This window comes from Novosphingobium aquimarinum, assembly GCF_009746585.1.
Lineage (GTDB): Bacteria > Pseudomonadota > Alphaproteobacteria > Sphingomonadales > Sphingomonadaceae > Novosphingobium > Novosphingobium aquimarinum.
Genome location: NZ_WRPO01000005.1, coordinates 45,550 through 64,413 on the forward strand (window position 1 = coordinate 45,550; position 18,864 = coordinate 64,413).

The 18,864-nt window shown below is 64.1% G+C and carries 19 protein-coding genes and 1 tRNA gene; 17 read left to right on the forward strand and 3 right to left on the reverse strand.

Translation table 11 applies throughout. The annotated features are described in order from the left end of the window. The first annotated feature begins 342 nt into the window (after positions 1-342). A complete protein-coding gene (locus GQO94_RS07055; RefSeq protein WP_232332816.1) occupies positions 343-1,338 on the forward strand; it encodes a DUF5996 family protein in 996 nt (331 codons plus the stop codon). Positions 1,339-1,599: 261 nt separating this feature from the next. On the opposite strand, the gene GQO94_RS07060 is transcribed toward GQO94_RS07055, so the two are convergent. Further along, a tRNA-Tyr gene (locus tag GQO94_RS07060) sits at positions 1,600-1,685 on the reverse strand. Positions 1,686-1,857: 172 nt separating this feature from the next. Between GQO94_RS07060 and rlmB the strand changes: the two genes are divergently transcribed. Beyond that, positions 1,858-2,664 carry a 23S rRNA (guanosine(2251)-2'-O)-methyltransferase RlmB gene (rlmB, locus tag GQO94_RS07065; protein WP_198045857.1) on the forward strand — a complete coding sequence of 269 codons (807 nt, stop codon included), beginning with the start codon at positions 1,858-1,860 and terminating at the stop codon, positions 2,662-2,664. A gap of 14 nt (positions 2,665-2,678) precedes the next feature. Next, positions 2,679-3,533: a hypothetical protein gene (locus GQO94_RS07070; protein WP_156840485.1), complete on the forward strand. Its 855-nt coding sequence runs from the start codon at positions 2,679-2,681 to the stop codon at positions 3,531-3,533. A gap of 304 nt (positions 3,534-3,837) precedes the next feature. Here GQO94_RS07070 and GQO94_RS07075 read toward each other — a convergent pair whose 3' ends face one another. Beyond that, complete coding sequence (locus tag GQO94_RS07075; RefSeq protein ID WP_156840486.1) at positions 3,838-4,119, reverse strand: hypothetical protein; 282 nt, start codon at positions 4,117-4,119, stop codon at positions 3,838-3,840. A gap of 383 nt (positions 4,120-4,502) precedes the next feature. Here GQO94_RS07075 and rpsB point away from each other — a divergent pair, with 383 nt between their 5' ends. The 12 genes from rpsB (at position 4,503) to rpmE (ending at position 16,134) form a co-directional block, all read left to right on the forward strand. Then, a complete protein-coding gene (rpsB, locus tag GQO94_RS07080; RefSeq protein ID WP_156840487.1) occupies positions 4,503-5,261 on the forward strand; it encodes a 30S ribosomal protein S2 in 759 nt (252 codons plus the stop codon). 105 nt (positions 5,262-5,366) lie between these two features. Next, positions 5,367-6,290, forward strand: coding sequence for a translation elongation factor Ts (tsf, locus tag GQO94_RS07085; protein WP_156840488.1), 924 nt, complete (start codon positions 5,367-5,369; stop codon positions 6,288-6,290). A 194-nt stretch (positions 6,291-6,484) separates the two neighbouring features. Next, positions 6,485-7,207: a UMP kinase gene (pyrH, locus tag GQO94_RS07090; protein ID WP_156840489.1), complete on the forward strand. Its 723-nt coding sequence runs from the start codon at positions 6,485-6,487 to the stop codon at positions 7,205-7,207. 3 nt (positions 7,208-7,210) lie between these two features. After that, a complete protein-coding gene (gene frr / locus GQO94_RS07095) occupies positions 7,211-7,768 on the forward strand; it encodes a ribosome recycling factor (RefSeq protein WP_156840490.1) in 558 nt (185 codons plus the stop codon). 23 nt (positions 7,769-7,791) lie between these two features. Beyond that, entirely contained in the window at positions 7,792-8,478 is a 687-nt protein-coding gene (gene uppS / locus GQO94_RS07100; protein ID WP_156840491.1) for a polyprenyl diphosphate synthase, read from the forward strand. After that, positions 8,465-9,232, forward strand: a complete 768-nt coding sequence (locus tag GQO94_RS07105) for a phosphatidate cytidylyltransferase (protein WP_198045858.1) — start codon at positions 8,465-8,467, stop codon at positions 9,230-9,232. Before uppS ends, GQO94_RS07105 begins: the two co-directional genes overlap by 14 nt. After that, complete coding sequence (dxr, locus tag GQO94_RS07110) at positions 9,229-10,386, forward strand: 1-deoxy-D-xylulose-5-phosphate reductoisomerase (RefSeq protein ID WP_156840492.1); 1,158 nt, start codon at positions 9,229-9,231, stop codon at positions 10,384-10,386. Before GQO94_RS07105 ends, dxr begins: the two co-directional genes overlap by 4 nt. Before the next feature lie 4 nt (positions 10,387-10,390). Next, the gene (rseP, locus tag GQO94_RS07115; protein WP_156840493.1) at positions 10,391-11,509 is read left to right on the forward strand and encodes an RIP metalloprotease RseP; all 1,119 of its coding nucleotides are present in this window, start codon (positions 10,391-10,393) and stop codon (positions 11,507-11,509) included. Positions 11,510-11,667: 158 nt separating this feature from the next. Continuing rightward, a complete protein-coding gene (bamA, locus tag GQO94_RS07120) occupies positions 11,668-14,439 on the forward strand; it encodes an outer membrane protein assembly factor BamA (protein WP_156840494.1) in 2,772 nt (923 codons plus the stop codon). After that, complete coding sequence (locus tag GQO94_RS07125) at positions 14,439-15,125, forward strand: OmpH family outer membrane protein (protein ID WP_156840495.1); 687 nt, start codon at positions 14,439-14,441, stop codon at positions 15,123-15,125. The genes bamA and GQO94_RS07125 overlap by 1 nt, the downstream gene beginning before the upstream one ends. Then, positions 15,125-15,592, forward strand: a complete 468-nt coding sequence (gene fabZ, locus GQO94_RS07130) for a 3-hydroxyacyl-ACP dehydratase FabZ (protein ID WP_156840496.1) — start codon at positions 15,125-15,127, stop codon at positions 15,590-15,592. The genes GQO94_RS07125 and fabZ overlap by 1 nt, the downstream gene beginning before the upstream one ends. A 314-nt stretch (positions 15,593-15,906) precedes the next feature. Continuing rightward, positions 15,907-16,134, forward strand: coding sequence for a 50S ribosomal protein L31 (gene rpmE, locus GQO94_RS07135; protein ID WP_156840497.1), 228 nt, complete (start codon positions 15,907-15,909; stop codon positions 16,132-16,134). Between the two features lie 110 nt (positions 16,135-16,244). On the opposite strand, the gene GQO94_RS07140 is transcribed toward rpmE, so the two are convergent. After that, positions 16,245-16,586 (reverse strand): PilZ domain-containing protein, encoded by a 342-nt coding sequence (locus GQO94_RS07140; protein WP_156840498.1) that lies wholly within the window; start codon positions 16,584-16,586, stop codon positions 16,245-16,247. 289 nt (positions 16,587-16,875) lie between these two features. Between GQO94_RS07140 and GQO94_RS07145 the strand changes: the two genes are divergently transcribed. Both GQO94_RS07145 and GQO94_RS07150 read left to right on the forward strand, forming a co-directional pair. After that, the gene (locus GQO94_RS07145) at positions 16,876-18,222 is read left to right on the forward strand and encodes an MFS transporter (RefSeq protein ID WP_232332817.1); all 1,347 of its coding nucleotides are present in this window, start codon (positions 16,876-16,878) and stop codon (positions 18,220-18,222) included. Positions 18,223-18,284: 62 nt separating this feature from the next. Then, entirely contained in the window at positions 18,285-18,860 is a 576-nt protein-coding gene (locus GQO94_RS07150; protein WP_156840500.1) for a superoxide dismutase family protein, read from the forward strand. Positions 18,861-18,864 lie beyond the last annotated feature (4 nt).

The window sequence follows — 18,864 nt, forward strand, 5'->3', positions numbered from 1 at the left end:
TTCAAGCGGGTAGAAAGGAGCCCCTGACGCAAGACGCGCGACGCACCTTGTCGGTTCAGCGGCTTCGTTTCTTTTTCAAGCGGACGAATGACATCGAACGTTCTCCACCAAGCCGCACGGTCGCATTTTGCACCGTTGGAACCGCGTCTTGTCTACACTCGATATATAGAGGATCGAACGATTGTGGCCTAGCAAAACCGGATTGTTGCGAGTCGATTGCAGTATTGATTCGCGTCGCCGGGTGACGCAACAAATCTGGCGCGAACGCCGTTCGCCCATTTGCGAACCCCACAGGGCTGCTTAAAAGGCTGACACCCCGCCGCCTGGATTATGAGAAGCCGGTTGCAGCCGCCAGTTCGCAGCGGCCAGCTTTCGCCGCAGGAGAACGTCGCCTTGCACACGAATTGGCCCAAGCTGGACTATGCGCAATGGCAGGAAACGTGTTCTGCCCTGCAACTCTACACCCAGATCGTCGGCAAGTACCGGCTGGCGCGGACCCCGTGGGTCAACCACTCCTGGCACGCGACGTTCTACGTCACCCCGCGTGGCTTGACCACGTCGCTCATTCCCGACGGACCGGGCATCGAGATCGTCTTCGATTTCATCAGCCATAAGGTTGTCGGCACCGGCGGCGACGGGCGCACCGCTTCGTTCGCGCTGACACCGACGACAGTGGCGAAGTTCTACGATACCTTTACCGCCATGATTACCGAACTGGGCGGCAACGCGCGCTACGATCGGCACCCGAACGAGGTGCCATCGCCGGTGCCGTTCGACGAGGACCATGTCGAACGCCCGTACGACAGCGACGCGGTCGAGCGCTACCATCAGGCGCTTCTTTCGATCGACCGGGTGTTCAAGCGATTCCGCACCGCGTTCCTCGGCAAGTGCAGCCCCGTCCATCTTTTCTGGGGCAGCTTCGACCTCGCGGTCACGCGCTTCTCCGGGCGGCGAGCGCCGCTCCACGCCGGCGGGGTCCCCGCGATGCCCGACGAAGTCGCCCAGGAAGCCTATGATCGGGAAGTGTCGTCCGCCGGGTTCTGGCCGGGCGGCAACGGAACCGAGAACGCCGCCTTCTATGCGTACATCTATCCCGAGCCGGACGGTTTCGCCGATGCCGAGGTGCGGCCGGCGGCCGCATCGTGGAACACCGACCTGGGCGAGTTCATCCTGCCTTATGAGGCCGTGCGGACCGCCGAGGATGGGGACGCAGCTCTACTGGCATTCCTGCGGAGCACGTACGTGGCGGCGGCCAGCCTGGCCGATTGGGACCGGGATCTGCTCGAATGCGACCTCGGCGATCCCGGGACAGTCCGCAGTCCCGATCCACATCCGTAAATCGGCCGCATCCCGCTCGGCGCCCGGGCCTGCAAACAGCAAGTGCGCTGAAGTCGTCCGAGCCGGGAAGCCGCACCAGTTTTCCCAACCCTCAGAAAAAGTCCGTCACCGTCCTGATAGGTGCCCGGTTTCACCATGGCAGCCTTGACCGCTACCGCCGTGAGTTCGCCCGTTTTCGTTCTCACATTTCTGGAGACCATTCCAAGGCGCCGCAGTGTGGGGAAGGCTGGAGCTTTTCGGAGATGTTGTGAGAAAGGGGGGTGGTGGACAGGGCTGGATTCGAACCAACGTACGCTTGCGCGGGCAGATTTACAGTCTGCTGCCTTTAACCACTCGGCCACCTGTCCACACCGGTTAGAAGGAATTCGCGGGCGGCGCCGGGGCGCTTTCCGCATGCTCCCAAGGGAGCGATCCTGCCGAGAAGGCGCGCTCATGGCGAAGCGAGCCTTGCCTGTCAATGGGGTGACTGGCAGGAGCGGGGCTCAATCACGACCAGCCACGGTGCATAAGGGGCAAAAGATGACGAAGCGCGGATCAGGCAAACCCGATCGGGCGCTCAGAGGGAGGGCAGGGCGCATGCGCGGCGGGCGCGGCAGCGGCCGGGGCTCGCGCGGGATGGTGCGGCTGTGGGGTCGGCACGCTGTGGAGGCGGCGCTCATGAATCCCGACAGGCGCCATCACAAGCTCTGGGCGTCTCGCGAGGGCGTCGATTCGCTCAACGGCGAATTGCCGGACGATTTTCCGATCGAATGGGCCGAAGCGCCCGATCTGGCGCGTCTCGTCGCGCGCGATGCGCCGCATCAGGGGCTGGTCCTCGAATGCGATCCGCTCGACGACCTCCATCTGGCCGACGTGATCGATGCCGGGGCGGGGCGACCGCTGCTGATCCTCGATCAGGTTACCGATCCGCATAACGTCGGCGCAATTCTGCGCTCGGCTGCCGCATTCGATGCCTGTGCGATCGTCACCCAGGATCGTCATGCGCCGCCCGAATCCGGCGCGCTCGCGAAATCCGCTTCGGGGGCGCTGGAGATCGTGCCCTGGGTCAAGGTGGTCAATCTCGCGCGGGCGCTCGAGGAGATCGCGGAGGCGGGATACTGGCGGATCGGGCTTGCCGGAGAGGCCGAGGCGACGCTGGCTTCGGCGTTGCCTCAGGGACCGGTCGCCTTGGTCCTGGGCGCGGAAGGGGAAGGTATGCGCCATAATATCGCGCAGCACTGCGATGCGCTGGCGCGGCTGCCGATCAGCGAAGCGATGGAGAGCCTCAACGTCAGCAATGCGGCCGCAGTCGCGCTCTACGCGGTGGCGACTCGCGAAGCGGAGTAAGGAGGAAAATAGGGATGGATCGAACTGCTTTACGCCGTGCAGCATCCCGGGCCGGTGTCGTCTTGCTGACCGCTTTGCTCGCGGCGTGTCTGCTTGCTCCGGGGCGGTTCACCTCGTCACTTGACGTAAGACGCAATGGCCAGTTCCGCTTCGCCTATTCGGGCGAGCTCTATTTTCTGCCCCTGATGAAGTCCGAACGGGATCGCGAATTCGTGGCCAAGCCGTGCAGCGATGCCGAAACCGGGCAAACGCGGCCCTGTAGTCGCGAGGAGATCGCGCAGCAGCGCGACGCATGGGCGGCTCAGAAGCGACGCGAGCGGCAATCATCCGCGGCCGCAGCGGCCATGATGGGCGGGCTCGATTTCGACGATCCCAAGGCTCCCGAGGTCATCGCGGAGCGGCTGCGGCGCCAGAAAGGGTGGCGACGTGTCGACTACAAGGGCGCCGGCACGTTCGACGTCGCATATGATCTGGCCGGGCAACTCGACCACGATTTCGTCTTTCCCAGCATCGAGGGCTTTGCCTGGGCCAATGCGCTGGTGATGATTTCGCCGCGCAAGGACGGAAGCGTCCGGATCGATGCGCCAGGCTATGCTCCAGGCGGCGGCATGAACGCTCTGGGCGGCGCGATGGCAATGGGCACGCGGATGGCGGGCGCCATGGCATCTAAGACCGAATCGGAGGATCCTCCCGCGCCTGCGCCGATCGTCGATGGTACGTTCACCATCACGACCGATGCGCCGATCCTCGCCAACAACACCGACGAAGGGCCGAAGAAGGCCGGGGGAGCCGGTCAGACGCTCACATGGGCGATCAACAGCCGAGCGCCCGCACCGCCCACGGCCCTGTTGCAGCTCGATCCCGACTGACGGCCGATGCGGTTCGCCGCACATAGACCGGCCGCACCTCTGCCCGGGCCCGGCTCACGACATGGGCGGCAGCCGACCACTCGTTTCGCATCGAACCCAGGGCCAGCTTCAGCGCGAGCAGGCAACTCAGCGGAAAAGCGATGGCGAGAAGTGCGGTCATGGAAGGCCTCCTGCTTGCGGCGGAACGCGATTCGTTCTACCAATGTTCCAGAGGGCACTTGTTCTCTTTTTGTTCTATTCGCGTCAAGCGTTATTTGCTCAGAGCCGTGAGGCTGACCACCGTTTGCCTTACGCCGCGCTGGTTTCAGGCGGCGCGGCGGAGCCGCGAAAACGCGTGCAGACGATGCGACGGCACCTTCGTCGAGCGCGGGCGGTGGGGGCGCAAGCTGCGCTGCGACGCGACCATGCCATCCGACAGGGATGCCTGGCCCGGATACGTGATGGTAATCGCTTGTTCTCGTTCACTTTGGCGAACAGCCGCCCACAGACTTGCTACAGCGCCAAGTTCGTCCCTGATGGACATCCACGACAGCGTCAGCGCGGACGCGGTCGCTCCGAGGAACAGAACCATAACCAGCATGTTCATAAAGACTTCCTGTCATTCCCGCAAACCTGGCTGCACGGCGATTCGGCAAAACAGGCGTCGATCTGCTGCCCGGACCACGCTCGTTCGACGGCCAGTCAGCAGTCGGCAGCTACTTGAATTTAATGGATTTTCGCGTATTTCGTTCCCAATTCGTTAGCTTCGCGTGATGAACCGAGGTTCGCGTGCGACGATTTGAAGCTGGCGTTCTCGATCTCATGCCGCTATCGCCGCGCCGCCGGGCCTGTCGCAGCGATTCGCGCTGTGACGAATACCCGGCAAATTCACATGGGATGCACCCATACCGGTGCCGCAGCGGGATCTCCGCACGGTTCCAGCATCCCAGAGGCCGCCTCACTCGAGGCGCAACCGGAAAGGAACGTATTATGGCGGCTCCCGTCGTCACCATGCAGCAATTGATCGAGGCCGGCGCCCACTTCGGCCACCAGACCCACCGCTGGAACCCGCGGATGAAGCCGTACATCTTCGGCGCCCGCAACGGCATCCACATCATCGACTTGTCGCAGACCGTGCCGCTGATGGCGCGTGCGCTCGAGTTCATTTCGTCGACCGTCCAGGCCGGCGGCAAGGTGCTGTTCGTCGGCACCAAGCGCCAGGCACAGCAGCCGATCGCCGAAGCGGCACGCGCTTGCGGTCAGCACTTCGTCAACCACCGTTGGCTGGGCGGCATGCTTACCAACTGGAAGACGATCAGCCAGTCGATCAAGCGCCTCAAGAGCCTTGAGGAACAGCTTTCGGGCGAAACCCACGGCCTGACCAAGAAGGAAATCCTTCAGCTGACGCGCGAACGCGACAAGCTCGAGCTTTCGCTTGGCGGCATTCGCGACATGGCCGGCATTCCCGACGTGATGTTCGTGATCGACGCCAACAAGGAAGATCTCGCGATCAAGGAAGCCAATGTTCTCGGCATTCCGGTGGTTGGCGTGCTCGACACCAACGTCAATCCGCAGGGCATCGCGTTCCCGATCCCGGCCAATGACGACGCCAGCCGCGCCGTGCGCCTGTACTGCGAAGCCGTGGCCGAGGCCGCGACCAAGGGTGGCCGCGGTGCGCAGCAGGATTCGGGCATCGACATGGGCGCGCTCGACGAGCCTGCCGCCGAAACGGCGACCGCCGAGGCCTGATCGCTCTACGTGCCCCGCCTATGCGGGGCACCGTCACGAGATTGTCGCGCGCTGGGTCCATGGGCCCGGCGCGCGACTGCAAGTTTATGAAAGAGGAAATGTGCGATGGCTTACACCGCCGCTGACGTGAAGAACCTGCGCGAGCGCACCGGCGCCGGCATGATGGACTGCAAGAAGGCGCTCGACGAAACCGGCGGCGACTTCGAAGCCGCCGTCGACGCACTGCGTGCGCGCGGCCTTGCCGCTGCCGCCAAGAAGTCGAGCCGCACCGCGGCCGAGGGTCTTGTCGGCGTTGCCGTCGAAGGCACCAAGGGCGTGGCCGTCGAGGTCAATTCCGAGACCGACTTCGTCGCCAAGAACGAGCAGTTCCAGGACTTCGTGCGCAACACCACGCAGGCCGCTCTGGGCGTGTCGGGCGATGACGTCGAAGCGCTGAAGGCCGCGTCCTATCCGGGCGGCACCACGGTGGCAGACGCGCTCACCAACAACGTCGCGACGATCGGCGAGAACCAGCAGATCCGCCGGATGAAGACGGTTACCGTCTCGCAGGGCGTGGTCGTGCCCTACATGCACAATGCCGCTGCGCCCAACCTCGGCAAGATCGGCGTGCTCGTCGCGCTCGAGAGCGAGGCTCCCGCCAACGTTCTCGAAGATCTCGGCAAGCAGCTGGCGATGCACATCGCCGCCGCCTTCCCGATGGCGCTCAACGCCGAGGATCTCGATCCCGAGATGATCGAGCGTGAGCGCAAGGTCGCGGCCGAGAAAGCGGCCGAGAGCGGCAAGCCCGAGAACGTCCAGGAAAAGATGGTCGAAGGCGCGGTTGCCAAGTTCGCCAAGGAAAACGCGCTGCTCAGCCAGGTCTTCGTGATGGACAACAAGACTCCGGTGCAGCAGGTCGTCGACCAGGCCGGCAGGGAAGCGGGCAGCAAGATCGTCCTCAAGGACTTCGTGCGCTACCAGCTCGGTGAAGGCATCGAGAAGGAAGTCAGCGACTTCGCCGCCGAAGTCGCGGCAGCCGTCCAGGGCTGATCGCCCGCCTCTGGTCGCGGGCCCCAGGCCGGCGGCCGGGGTCCCGTTTCGGGCCAGTACGTCAGGATTGGGGTCGGGAGCGAAGCTCTCGGCCCCTTTTCGTTTTCCGCAGCCTTGGCATCCCCCTTGGCATCCGCGCCGCGCGCTCCTAATGCGGGGCAGCCCCGTCCCCGCCAGCGAGTTTCGAATCCTGCATGCCTCAGCCAGCCTATAAGCGCATTCTCCTGAAGCTCTCGGGCGAAGTCCTGATGGGCAACCAGCAGTTCGGGATCGATCCCGAATTCGTGGCCGAGCTGGCGCGCGAAGTGAAGGCGGCGAAGGACACCGGACTGCAACTGTGCCTGGTGATCGGCGGGGGTAACATCTTTCGCGGCATGGCGGGCGCCGCTCGTGGCATGGACCGTGCCCAGGCGGACTACATGGGTATGCTGGCGACCGTGATGAACGCGCTCGCCATGCAGAACGCGCTCGAACAGCTCGGCGTCGATACGCGGGTGCAGTCGGCGGTGCAGATGGACCAGGTGTGCGAGCCGGTGATCCGTCGCCGCGCCGAACGCCACCTCGAAAAGGGCCGCGTGGTGATTTTCGCCGCCGGCGTGGGCGCGCCTTATTTCACGACCGATTCCGGCGCCGCTCTGCGTGCGGCGGAAATGCAGTGCGACGCCCTGCTCAAAGGCACCAGCGTCGACGGGGTTTACGATTCGGACCCGAAGAGCAATCCCGATGCGGTGCGCTACGACACGGTCGATTACGACCGCGTGCTGGCCGACAACCTCAAAGTCATGGACGCGTCGGCCGTGGCGCTGTGCCGCGATAACCAGATACCGATCGTCGTGTTCTCGATCCGGGAGAAGGGCAATCTTGCCCGCGTGCTCTCGGGTGAGGGAACCAAGACGATCGTGCAGAAAGGAGCCTGAATCATGGCAAAATTCGACAAGGACGATCTCGAACGCCGGATGAAAGGCGCAGTGGAAGCGCTCAAGCATGACCTTTCGGGTCTGCGTACCGGGCGCGCCAACACCACGCTGCTCGATCCGGTGACGGTCGAGGTCTACGGCGCGCAGATGCCGCTCAATCAGGTCGCGACCGTCTCCGCGCCCGAACCGCGCATGCTCTCGGTGCAGGTGTGGGACAAGTCCAACGTCGGCCCCGTGGAAAAGGCGATCCGATCGGCCGGCCTTGGCCTCAACCCGATCAACGACGGCAACACCATTCGCCTGCCGATCCCCGACCTGACGCAGGAGCGCCGCAAGGAACTGGCCAAGCTCGCAGGCCAGTATGCGGAAAAAGCCAAGGTCGCGATCCGCAACGTGCGCCGCGACGGCAACGAAGCGCTCAAGGCAGACGAGGCCAAGAAGGAAATTTCCGAGGACGACAAGAAGCGCGGCGAGGACGAGGTCCAGAAGCTCACCGACGAGATGATCAAGGCCGTCGACGAGGAATTCGCCCGCAAGGAAAAGGACATCCTGAGCCAGTAAGGCTCTGAGGGGCGGTTTGTCGGATGGGAGAGGACGGCACTAAGGCCAGGCACGTCGCCATCATCATGGACGGCAACGGGCGCTGGGCGAAGAAGCGCCACTTGCCGCGCGCACTGGGGCACCAGCGCGGCGTCGAAGCGGTGCGGCGGCTGGTGCGCGGCGCGCGCGATTTCGAGCTCGAAGCGCTGACGATCTACGCCTTCTCGACCGAGAACTGGCGCCGCCCGGACGAGGAAGTCTCCGACCTCATGGCGCTGATGAAGCGCTTCATCCTTTCCGACCTCGACGAGATGGCCGAAAACGGCATCCGCCTAAAGATCATCGGCGATTACAAGGCGTTCCGTCCCGATGTGGTGGAACTGATCGAAGGGGCGCTGTCGCGAACGGCGGCCAACACCGGCACGATCCTCGCGGTGGCGCTGAATTACGGCGCGCACGACGAAATCGCGCGGGCGGCGACCAAGGCGGCGGCCAAGGGCGCGATCACGCCCGAGACGATCGCGGCGGAACTCGATACGGCCGACTTGCCGCCGCTCGATCTGCTCATTCGGACTTCGGGCGAGGAACGGCTGTCGAACTTCCTGCTGTGGCAGGCGGCTTACTGCGAACTCTATTTTACCGAGACCCTCTGGCCGGACTTCACTGCCGATCATCTGGCCCAGGCCCTCGAGTCCTTCACGCGCAGGGAGCGCCGCTATGGTGGACGCTGAAAGGCCCCGGAAGCGTGATCGCATCAAGACCTACGTCACCGTGCCGCTCTCGGTGCGCACGTCGGACCTGCCGCGCCGTGCCGGATCGGCGGTCGTCATGCTGGCCATCTCGGGCACCGCGCTGTGGCTCGGCGGCATCGTGTGGACGCTGTTCGTCGCTGCCGTCGCGATCGGCGTCTATTTCGAATGGTCGGTGCTCGTGCTGCTGTTTCGCGAGAAAGGCACGCGGCGCAATCTGTGGCGCGTCTTCGGGGCGATCTATTGCGCGATCGGGGCAGCAGTGCTGATCGCGCTGCGCGATTCGCAGGCGGGGATCTTTTCGGTCTTGATGTTGCTGGGTGCAGTGATCGGGACGGACGTCTTCGCCTATTTCTCGGGGCGGACGTTCGGCGGCCCCAAGATCGCGCCGCGGATCTCGCCTTCCAAGACCTGGGCCGGGCTCATCGGCGGCGCGTTTGGCGCCAGTCTGGTGATGTGGCTGCTGATCGTGACGATGGGCGAAGGCAATCGCGTGTACATCGACTGGACCGTCGGCGGCGTCTTGGCGTTGCTGGCCGCCGGCAGTGCGACCGCCATCGTCGCGCAAGCCGGGGACTTCTTTGAAAGCTGGATGAAGCGCCGCGCGGGAGTGAAGGATTCCGGGCGGCTGCTGCCTGGTCACGGGGGGCTGTTCGACCGGGTGGACGGTCTGCTATCAGTGTCGATTGCGATTGGGGCCGTCTTCATGATTTCACGCGTAATAGGGGCTTCGTGAACCAGCGTTCGATCTCGATCTTCGGCGCGACGGGCTCGATCGGCGCGTCGACGACCGACCTTCTGCGAAGCGAGAAGGGCAAGTGGCGCGTCGTCGCGCTCACCGCACAATCCAGTATCTCCGAGTTAGCCCAGCTGGCACGCGAGTTCGAGGCGGAGATTGCCGTGGTTGGCGATGAGCGCTGCCTCGGGGAACTGCGCGACGCGCTCGCCGGCACAGGTATCGAAGCCGCTGCAGGCAAGGCCGCGCTGATCGAGGCTGCGGCGCGTCCGGTCGACCTTACCGTCGCGGGCATTGTCGGCTGCGCCGGGCTCGCGCCGACCATGGCCGCGATCGAGCAGGGCGGCACCGTGGCGCTGGCCAACAAGGAAGCGCTGGTCTCCGCCGGTGAAGTGATGACCGCCGCGGTCGCGCGCCACCGCGCCACGCTGCTGCCGGTCGACTCGGAACACAACGCCATCTTCCAGTGCCTCGCCGGTAACGATCTGGCCGACGTGCGCTGGATCACGCTCACCGCCAGTGGCGGACCGTTCCGCGAATGGAGCGAGGAACGCCTCGCGGCCGCGACTCCGGTCGAAGCGGTGCGCCATCCCAACTGGGACATGGGCGCCAAGATCAGCGTCGATTCGGCGACGATGATGAACAAAGGTCTCGAACTGATCGAGGCGTTTCACTTGTTCCCCGTCGGGCTCGATCGACTGCGCATTCTCGTCCACCCGCAATCGGTGATCCACTCGATGGTGGAATACCGCGATGGTTCGACGCTCGCGCAGCTCGGTCCATCGGACATGCGGGTGCCGATCGCTTCGGCGCTCGCCTGGCCCGCGCGGATGAACACGACGTGCGATCCGCTCGATCTCGCCGCGATCGGCACGCTCAGCTTCGCCGCGCCCGACGAAGTTCGTTTTCCGGCCACGCGTCTGGCCCGTGAGGCGGCGGAAGCGGGCGGCGCAGCACCGGCCGTGCTGAACGCGGCCAACGAAGTCGCGGTCGCGGCATTCCTGGCTGGTCAGATTGGGTTCACCCGGATTGCGGCACATGTCGCCAATGTCCTTGAAACTTATGCTCCTTCCGCGCCGGCATCGCTCGACGATGTCCTCGCGGTCGATAGCGAGGCGCGCTCGCGGGCGCGCCTGCTGATGGAGACTGCCTGACTTGATGGCCGCACCCTCACTTTTGACGACGATCCTCGCTTTCGCACTCGTGCTCGGGCCGTTGATCGTCATCCACGAGCTTGGTCACTATCTCGTTGGCCGCTGGTTCGGCGTGAAGGCAGATGCCTTTTCGGTCGGCTTCGGCAAGGAGCTGGCTGGCTATACCGACAAACGCGGCACCCGCTGGAAGCTGTGCGCCTTGCCGCTGGGCGGTTACGTCCAGTTCGCCGGTGACATGAACCCGTCGAGCGCGCCGGCACCTGCGGATCCCTCGGTGTCCGACGCCGATCGCGCCATGCAATTCCAGACCAAGCCCTTGTGGCAGCGCGCGCTGATCGTGCTGGCAGGGCCGCTGACCAATCTTCTGTTCGCAGTGGCGATTTTCGCGGCTTTCAACTTCGCTCTCGGCCGCGCTGTCGCGGTGCCCGAAGTGGCGGAGTTCTCCGAGCAATCGGCGGCGCAGGAAGCCGGCGTGCGCCTGGGCGACCGGATCGTCGCGATCGACGGAAACCCGATTGAGAGCTTCACCGAGATCCCGCAATATGTCGTGCCGTATCCGGGGCGCACGGTGGTGATTACGGTATCGCGCGATGGTGACGAGCTGGCGATTCCGGTCAAGATACGTTCGGAACTCGAAAGCGATCGCTTCGGTAACGAGGCGCGCATCGGCCGACTCGGTATCGGTGCAGGGTCAGGCGCAATTGATGTCGTGCAAGTCGATCCGATCAAGGCGGTCGAGCTCGGCTTCACTCAAAGCTTCGACGTCATGAAGATGATGGCTTCCGGCATCGCCCAGATCGTGACGGGTGAGCGATCGGTGAAAGAGCTGGGCGGACCGATCAAAATCGCCAAGTACTCCGGCGAGCAGTTCACGCTGGGCTGGTTCCAGTTTGTCGGCTTCGTCGCGCTGATCTCGATTAACTTGGCATTCATCAATCTCCTGCCAATTCCGGCGCTCGACGGAGGACACCTCGCCTTCTACGCGGCCGAGGCAGTTCGCCGGAAACCGCTGAGTCAGCGCAGTCAGGAATGGGCGGTGCGGACCGGTGTGGCCCTGGTTCTGGCGCTCATGCTGGTGGTGACCTTCAACGATCTGGCTACGCTCCCGTTTTTCGGGGGATAGCCGCAAGGAATTTCCTAGCGATCACAGTTCCGCCCGGATTGTCTGCTTGATTGGCCGTTGCCCATCAGGCAGAGGGCGGCGATTGCTGGCGGGGAGGCGGCCTACTCCAGTGCGGAGGGGAACGGCTCCGCGCAAGGTGTGTACGGGAACGGCTTCGAATGATGGGATTGGATACGGCTCGCAGTTTCGGTGCCGCGCGAAAGTCGCGACTTGCTGCAGCCTTGCTGGGGACTACGATCCTTGCCAGCCTGCCGGTCGTCGCACAGGCTCAGGATGCCGCGGCCTCGGCCCCGGACCCGGCTCAGCCACCTGAAGCGCAGGCGACCGCTGAAACACAAGCGACCGCGCCGACGGTAACGCCCCAGGGCGATACCATAAAGGTCGTGCAGGTCGTTGGTTCCGAACGCCTCGAACCACAGACGATTCTTTCCTACGTCCAGTTGCGCGCGGGGCAGCCTTACACGGCCGCGGCCGCCGACCAGGCGCTCAAGACGCTCTACGAGACCGAGCTGTTCGCCGACGTCCAGATCTCCAACGACAACGGCTTCGTGACCATCCAGGTCAAAGAGAACCCGGTGGTCAACCGGATCATTCTGGAGGGCAACAAGCGGATCAAGAACGACAAGATCCTGCCCGAGATCAAGGTCGCGCCGCGCCAGATCTTCACGCGTTCCAAGGTCCGCGCCGACGTTGCGCGCATAATCGAGCTCTACAAGCGTCAGGGCCGCTACGCCGCGACCGTCGAGCCGAAGATGGTCATGCTCGACCAGAACCGCGTCGACATCGTTTTCGAGATTTCCGAGGGCGACAAGTCCAAGGTCCGCCAGATCAACATCATCGGCAACGAGAAGTTCTCCGACGGCCAGCTGCGCGGCGAGATGGTGACCAAGGAGACGGGTCTCACCAAGATCTTCTCCTCAAGCACCAGCTACGATCCCGACCGCATGGCCTTCGACCAGCAGAAGCTGCGCCAATTCTACCTGACAGAAGGCTACGCCGATTTCCGCGTCGTCTCGGCCGTGGCCGAGCTGACGCCGGACAAGAAGGACTTCATCATCACGTACGTGGTGGAAGAAGGCGATCGCTACAAATTTGGCGACATCGAAGTCGATAGCCAGTTGCGCGATTTCAGCGGTGAGGCGCTGGCCAAGCAGCTGCCGATGAAGAAGGGCGACTGGTACAACGCCAAGCTCGTCGAAGACACGATCGAAAAGCTGAACGAGACAGCGGGCGCTTTCGGCTACGCCTTCGCGGACGTGCGGCCGCAGTACGATCGTTCGAAGGAAGACCTTACCATGGGTCTGACTTTCGTGATCCAGGAAGCGCCGCGCGTCTACGTCGAGCGGATCGACGTGAATGGCAATACGCTGACGCAGGACAAGGTCGTGCGCCGCGAGTTCCGTCTGGCCGAAGGCGACGCGTTCAACTCGCTGCAAGTGCGCCGCTCGTCCAATCGCATCAAGTCGCTGGGCTATTTCCAGGAGAAGTTCGAGGTCGAGCAGAAGCCTGGCTCTGCGCCCGACCGCATCCTGCTGGAAGCGAACGTCGAGGAAAAGCCGACCGGCCAGCTGCAGCTTTCGGCGGGCTTCTCGAGCCTCGAAAGCTTCATCTTCCAGGCTTCGGTGCAGCAGCGCAACTTCCGCGGGCGTGGCCAGACGATCGGCCTTTCAGGCAGCTATTCGCGCTATACCAAGAGCGTCGAGGCCAGCTTTACCGAACCCTACGTGTTCGATCGCAACGTGTCGCTGGGCGTCGACGTCTACCGGCGCGACTTCAACAGCTTCCGTTTCACCAACAGCCGCGACACGACCTATCGCCAGGCGACGACGGGTTTCCAGATTCGCGCCGGTCTGCCGCTCACCGAATACCTGACCGGCGTCATGCGCTACACGCTCAACTACGATGACGTGACGCTGGATCGCGGCATCTTCTTCTCCGATCGGCTCGGGCCGAACCAGTGCGACCCGCTGCTCGCCGGGCGCTATCTGTGCGAGGCGATCGGCAAGCGCACCAGCTCGATCCTGGGCGCCTCGCTGATCTACGACCGGCTGGACAATCGCATCCGGCCGACGCGGGGCTTGCTTGCCTCGGTAAGTGCCGATTTCGCCGGGCTCGGCGGTTCGGTGAAGTACGGGCGCCTCACTGCCAAGGCCTCGAAGTACTGGCCGATTGGCGCCGGCTTCGTCTTCTCGATCAACGGTGAGGGCGGGGCGATCAAGTCCTTCGAGAACCGCAATATCGATGGTGTCGACGATGTCCGACTGACCGATCGGTTCTATCTCGGCGAGCCGCAGATTCGCGGTTTCGACATTCGCGGCGTGGGTCCGCGCGTGCTGCGTAAGCCCTATATCGACAGCAACGGCGACGGCGTCATCGATGGCAACAGCGGCGACGGCTTTTCGGACAAGCGCAGCGACTGGGCCGACGACGCGCTGGGCGGCAAGTACTACTACCTCGGCCGCGCCGAACTCGAGATCCCGCTGGGCTCGGGCGTGCGCGAACTGGGGCTGCGCCCTTCGATCTTCGTCGATGCTGGTGCGGTTTGGGGCGTGACACGCCCGACGCTCGATCGCGTCGCGACCTCGACGCTGATCCCCGAACGCAACGATGCGGGGCAAGCGCTCTATACGCAGGTCGACACTGTCGACGCGAACTGCTCGGCGACTTCGGTCAGCGTCGTCACCAGCCCGACCAACCCGACGCCGCCAGCGTGCCTTGGCACCAACGCTAATACTGCGCGCGGCAATACCATTGCCCCGTTCCAGGAGTTCTTCGTCGGCGATACCTGGAAGCCGCGCGTCGCGATCGGTATCGGTGTGAACTGGAATTCGCCGTTTGGTCCTTTCCGGATCAACTTCTCGAAGGTCCTCGTCAAACAAGACGGTGACGACACCAAGGCCTTCAACTTCAATGTGGGAACCCAATTCTGATGCAAATGCTTTTGAAAACGGCGCTCGCTGCGGCCCTTGCGGCCGGTACCGCACTCACCGCGCAGCCTGTCCTCGCTCAGGCCACCGGCACGGTCGTGCAGGGCCTCGCCATCGCCAACCTCGATGCGGTTATCGCCAACTCGAACGCCTTCAAGACGGCCGAGACGCAGCGCCAGACGACGTACAAGGCGCAGATCGACCAGGCCGAACAGCGCCGCAACGCGATCTCCGCGCAGCTCAATCCGCTGGTCACCAAGTTCAACACCGATAGCCAGGCGGCGAACCCGAACCAGGCCTCGCTGCAGCAGCAGGCCGCCACCATCCAGCGGATGCAGGAAAGCGGACAGGAAGAACTGCAGCGCATCCTTCAGCCGGTCGCGATGTCGCGCGCCTACGTGACCGAGCAGATCGAGGACAAGCTGGACCAGGCGGTGAAGGCCGCGATGGGCAAGAAGAAGGTCTCGCTGCTGCTGAACCCGCAGGCGATCGTCGCGGTGAACGCTTCGGCCTACAACCTCAATCAGGACATCCTGACCGAGCTGAACACCATGATCCCGTCGGCGCAGATCGTTCCGCCTGCGGGATGGGAGCCGCGTCAGATCCGTGAGGCCCGCGCGCAGCAGGCTGCGGCGGCAGGCCAGGCGCCGGCACCCGCGGCGACCACGACTCAGCCTCAGGGCCGCTGATGGCGGACGCAGAAAGCGGCAAGGGCGCCGAAACGGGATACGACATCCCGAAAATCCTCGCCGCTCTGCCGCACCGCTATCCGATGCTCCTCGTCGATCGCGTCGCCGCGATCGGCGAGCAGGAAATTCACGCGGTCAAGGCGGTGAGCTTCAACGAGGGCTTCTTTCAGGGCCACTTCCCGGGCCGTCCGATCATGCCCGGCGTCCTCCAGATCGAGGCGCTGGCGCAGGCCGCGGGTATCCTGGCGATCGAGAGCCTCGGCCTCGCGGGGTCGGGCAAGCTGGTCTATTTCATGGCGATCGAGGATGCGAAGTTCCGCAGCCCGGTCGAGCCCGGCCACTTGCTCGATCTGCGCGTCGGCTTCGTCCAGAAGCGCAGCCGCGTCTGCAAGTTCTGGGGCAAGGCCTCGATTGCGGATAAAGTCACTTGCGAAGTGAACTTCACCGCGATGATCGCGGATAGTTGAGAAAGATTTGAGTCTTTGCCATTGGCAACCTGCATCCGCAGGTTGCCCGCGGCATCGGGCCGAGTCTTCGTTTGGTGCGGTCCGCCCATCCGGGCGGACCTTGCGGCACCGGCCCGCGCCCCCACCCGACCTCCCATCGGTAGTATACTTGAGTGGGAGGTCGGGTGGGGGCGTGGGCTGGTGCCGCGGCAAACCGCGGATGCGGTTTGCGTTCATCTAAAGACTCCAACGCTGGACAAATCGGTCCTCTCCGGCTATGCGCCCGCCTTCGTTTGAGCAGGCCGGTCGGAACCGGCCAAGCAGAGAGATTCGCGATGAAGGCTGATACCCACCCCGACTATCACACGATTACGGTCCAGATGACCGACGGCTCCACGTTCCAGACTCGCTCCACCTGGGGCAAGGAAGGCGATACGCTGGTGCTCGACATCGATCCGACGACGCACCCCGCCTGGACTGGCGGCAAGGCGCAGATCCAGGATGGCGGCCGCGTCGCGCAGTTCAACAAGCGTTTCGGCGGGCTTTCGCTCAAGAAGGGCTGAGTTTCCGATCAGACGGAAACCGAAAAGGGGCGGACCGCAAGGTCCGCCCCTTTCGCGTTCGAGGGCGATCGCAGGGCGCGCCTGCACAACCGATTGGAATGCGGAACCGCTTAGAAGTTTTCGGCGTCCATCATCGCGCGCCAGGCTTCGCGGTTTGCCGGAACCGGATTGAGAAACTCCATCCCCGCCGAGCCGTCACGCACCCAGCGCACGACGGCATCGAGTTCGTCGTCCTCGGTGATCGCGATCTTCACGAACGAGCCTGGCCGCAACCATGCCGCGTCGCAGCGAATGCAGGCTCCGTGCAGCGAAATGTCGATCAGCAAAGTCGAGGCCGTCTTACCCGTCATGTTGGTGATGGTGGCGTCTGAGACGGCGTTGAAGCGGGGTTCTCGGCGGCGATTCTCGTCGGTGTCCGGTTCGGCTTCGAACCGGGCCAGGGGATAGTTCATTTAAAGTCTTTCCGTCCTCGTCGATAGAATGCGCCGTCCTCCTGTTTCGCTGATGCGGGTTAAGGCTCCGTCACGCGGCATCCTTTTCCCGGGGTTAACCTTGTTTAGGGTTTTGCCCGCGAGACTTGCACCGAGCCTTGCTGCCGCTAGGCTACCGGTTCATCCATTCTAATGGCTCCATCATCAGACGGGGACGAGGCCGATCTCGCAACACCAAGCCGAGCGCGCAGGCGCCATTCCCGCACGGCTGGAGCGCCTGCCCTGGAGCCGGTTTCATTGGCTTGTCGTGGTGGCGCTGGGCATCACCTGGATCCTCGACGGGCTGGAAGTCACGCTGGCGGGATCGGTGGCGGCGGCCTGGCGCGACGAAGCCAGCCTGGGGCTCGATGCCTCGCAAGTCGGGCTCGCCAATTCGGCCTATCTGGCGGGCGCGGTCACCGGTGCGTTGTTCTTCGGCTGGCTGACCGATCGGATGGGCCGCAAGCGGATGTTTTCGGTCACGCTCGGTCTCTACCTGCTGGCGACCGCGGGAACTGCTTTCGCCTGGGACTTGCCCAGCCTTTTCGTCCTGCGTTTTCTGACCGGGGCTGGGATCGGCGGCGAATACAGCGCGATCAATTCCGCGATCCAGGAACTGATCCCGGCGCGTCGGCGCGGCTGGACCGATCTGGTCATCAACGGCAGCTTCTGGATCGGAGCCGCCCTTGCAAGCGGGGCGACTCTGGTCGTGCTCGATCCGCGCGTTTTCGGGCCCGATCTGGGCTGGCGCGTGGCGTTCTTCTTCGGCGCCGCGATTGGTGCGGTGATCATCTGGCTGCGACGCTTCATTCCTGAAAGTCCGCGCTGGCTGGCGATCCACGGACGGCTCGAGGAAGCCGATGCGATCGTGACCGACATCGAGCGCAGGGTGGCCGCGCAGGGCCAAGCTCTGCCCCCTGTCGAAACGCGTGCCGCTAAAGTCACTCCCCGATCGGCGACGAGCCTGGCCGAAGTCGCGCGCACGATGGTGAGGATCTACCCGCGCCGTGTCGTCTACGGCCTGACGCTGATGATTGCGCAGGCCTTCTTCTACAACGCGATCTTCTTCACCTACGCGATGATGCTGACCGACTTCTATGACGTGCCGGCGCCGTCGGTCGGGTGGTACATTCTGCCGTTCGCCGCGGGCAACGTGCTTGGCCCGCTGGTGCTCGGCCGCTTTTTCGACAGCTGGGGCCGGAGGCCGATGATCGTGCTCACGTATTCCGCCTCGGGCTTACTGCTCTTGGCAAGCGGTCTCGCGTTTCGCGCCGGGCTGCTCGACGCGACGACCCAGACGCTGTGCTGGAGCGTCACGTTTTTCTTCGCGTCCGCCGCGGCCTCGGCTGCGTACCTGACCGTGGCGGAATCGTTCCCGCTCGAGATCCGCGCGTTCGCGATCGCTATTTTCTATGCCTTGGGCACGGGGCTCGGCGGTGTGGCGGCGCCTTGGTTGTTCGGCGCGCTGATCGAGAGCGGCTCGCGCGATCAGGTCCTGCTGGGCTACGTCCTGGGCGCAGCGCTGATGCTTGTCGCAGCAGGCGTGGCGCGCGTCATCGGCATCGATGCCGAGCGCAGATCCCTGGAGGACGTGGCCAAACCGCTGTCATGGGAATGAGGGCAATGGGAACGATCGTGGCGTGACCGGCTTTCGATACCATACCCGAAGGAGAGACGACGATGCGCAAGATACCCTCGATGCTAACCCTCGGAGCCCTCGCCATGTTCGGCGCCGGCCCGGCAATCGCCGATCATCACGAAACCGGCCACGACATGAGCGGCCATGACATGAAAGGCGAAGAGGTCGCCGCCTCGGTGATCGATACCTCGGGCGAGGAAATCGGCATGGTCAGGCTGCAACAGACCCCGGCGGGCGTCCTGGTGACCGCGCACGTCATGGGCCTGGAGAAAGGCGAGCACGGATTTCACTTGCACCAGAAGGGCATGTGCGACGCCGCCCAGAAGTTCACGACGGCGGGTGGCCACTTCAATCCCGGCAACGACCAGCATGGCTTGATGGTCGAAGGCGGCCCGCATGGCGGCGACATGCCCAATCAATATGCGGACGATTCCGGCATGATCATGACTCAGGTCCTCAACACCGGCGTGAGCCTCGACAAGGACGCGCCGAACTCGATCTGGGATCAGGACGGCACCGCACTGGTGATCCACGCCAAGGCCGACGATTACATGAGCCAGCCTTCCGGCGATGCCGGCGATCGCGTGGCTTGCGCGGTGGTCGCCAAGCCGATGTGATCTG

Coding starts and splice junctions, on each gene's coding strand:
- rlmB (WP_198045857.1), top strand. CDS start 1,858: ATGACGAAGCGCGGATCAGGCAAACCCGATCGGGCGCTCAGAGGGAGG.
- GQO94_RS07070 (WP_156840485.1), top strand. CDS start 2,679: ATGGATCGAACTGCTTTACGCCGTGCAGCATCCCGGGCCGGTGTCGTC.
- GQO94_RS07075 (WP_156840486.1), bottom strand. CDS start 4,119: ATGAACATGCTGGTTATGGTTCTGTTCCTCGGAGCGACCGCGTCCGCG.
- rpsB (WP_156840487.1), top strand. CDS start 4,503: ATGGCGGCTCCCGTCGTCACCATGCAGCAATTGATCGAGGCCGGCGCC.
- tsf (WP_156840488.1), top strand. CDS start 5,367: ATGGCTTACACCGCCGCTGACGTGAAGAACCTGCGCGAGCGCACCGGC.
- pyrH (WP_156840489.1), top strand. CDS start 6,485: ATGCCTCAGCCAGCCTATAAGCGCATTCTCCTGAAGCTCTCGGGCGAA.
- frr (WP_156840490.1), top strand. CDS start 7,211: ATGGCAAAATTCGACAAGGACGATCTCGAACGCCGGATGAAAGGCGCA.
- uppS (WP_156840491.1), top strand. CDS start 7,792: ATGGGAGAGGACGGCACTAAGGCCAGGCACGTCGCCATCATCATGGAC.
- GQO94_RS07105 (WP_198045858.1), top strand. CDS start 8,465: ATGGTGGACGCTGAAAGGCCCCGGAAGCGTGATCGCATCAAGACCTAC.
- rseP (WP_156840493.1), top strand. CDS start 10,391: ATGGCCGCACCCTCACTTTTGACGACGATCCTCGCTTTCGCACTCGTG.
- bamA (WP_156840494.1), top strand. CDS start 11,668: ATGATGGGATTGGATACGGCTCGCAGTTTCGGTGCCGCGCGAAAGTCG.
- GQO94_RS07125 (WP_156840495.1), top strand. CDS start 14,439: ATGCAAATGCTTTTGAAAACGGCGCTCGCTGCGGCCCTTGCGGCCGGT.
- fabZ (WP_156840496.1), top strand. CDS start 15,125: ATGGCGGACGCAGAAAGCGGCAAGGGCGCCGAAACGGGATACGACATC.
- rpmE (WP_156840497.1), top strand. CDS start 15,907: ATGAAGGCTGATACCCACCCCGACTATCACACGATTACGGTCCAGATG.
- GQO94_RS07140 (WP_156840498.1), bottom strand. CDS start 16,586: ATGAACTATCCCCTGGCCCGGTTCGAAGCCGAACCGGACACCGACGAG.
- GQO94_RS07150 (WP_156840500.1), top strand. CDS start 18,285: ATGCGCAAGATACCCTCGATGCTAACCCTCGGAGCCCTCGCCATGTTC.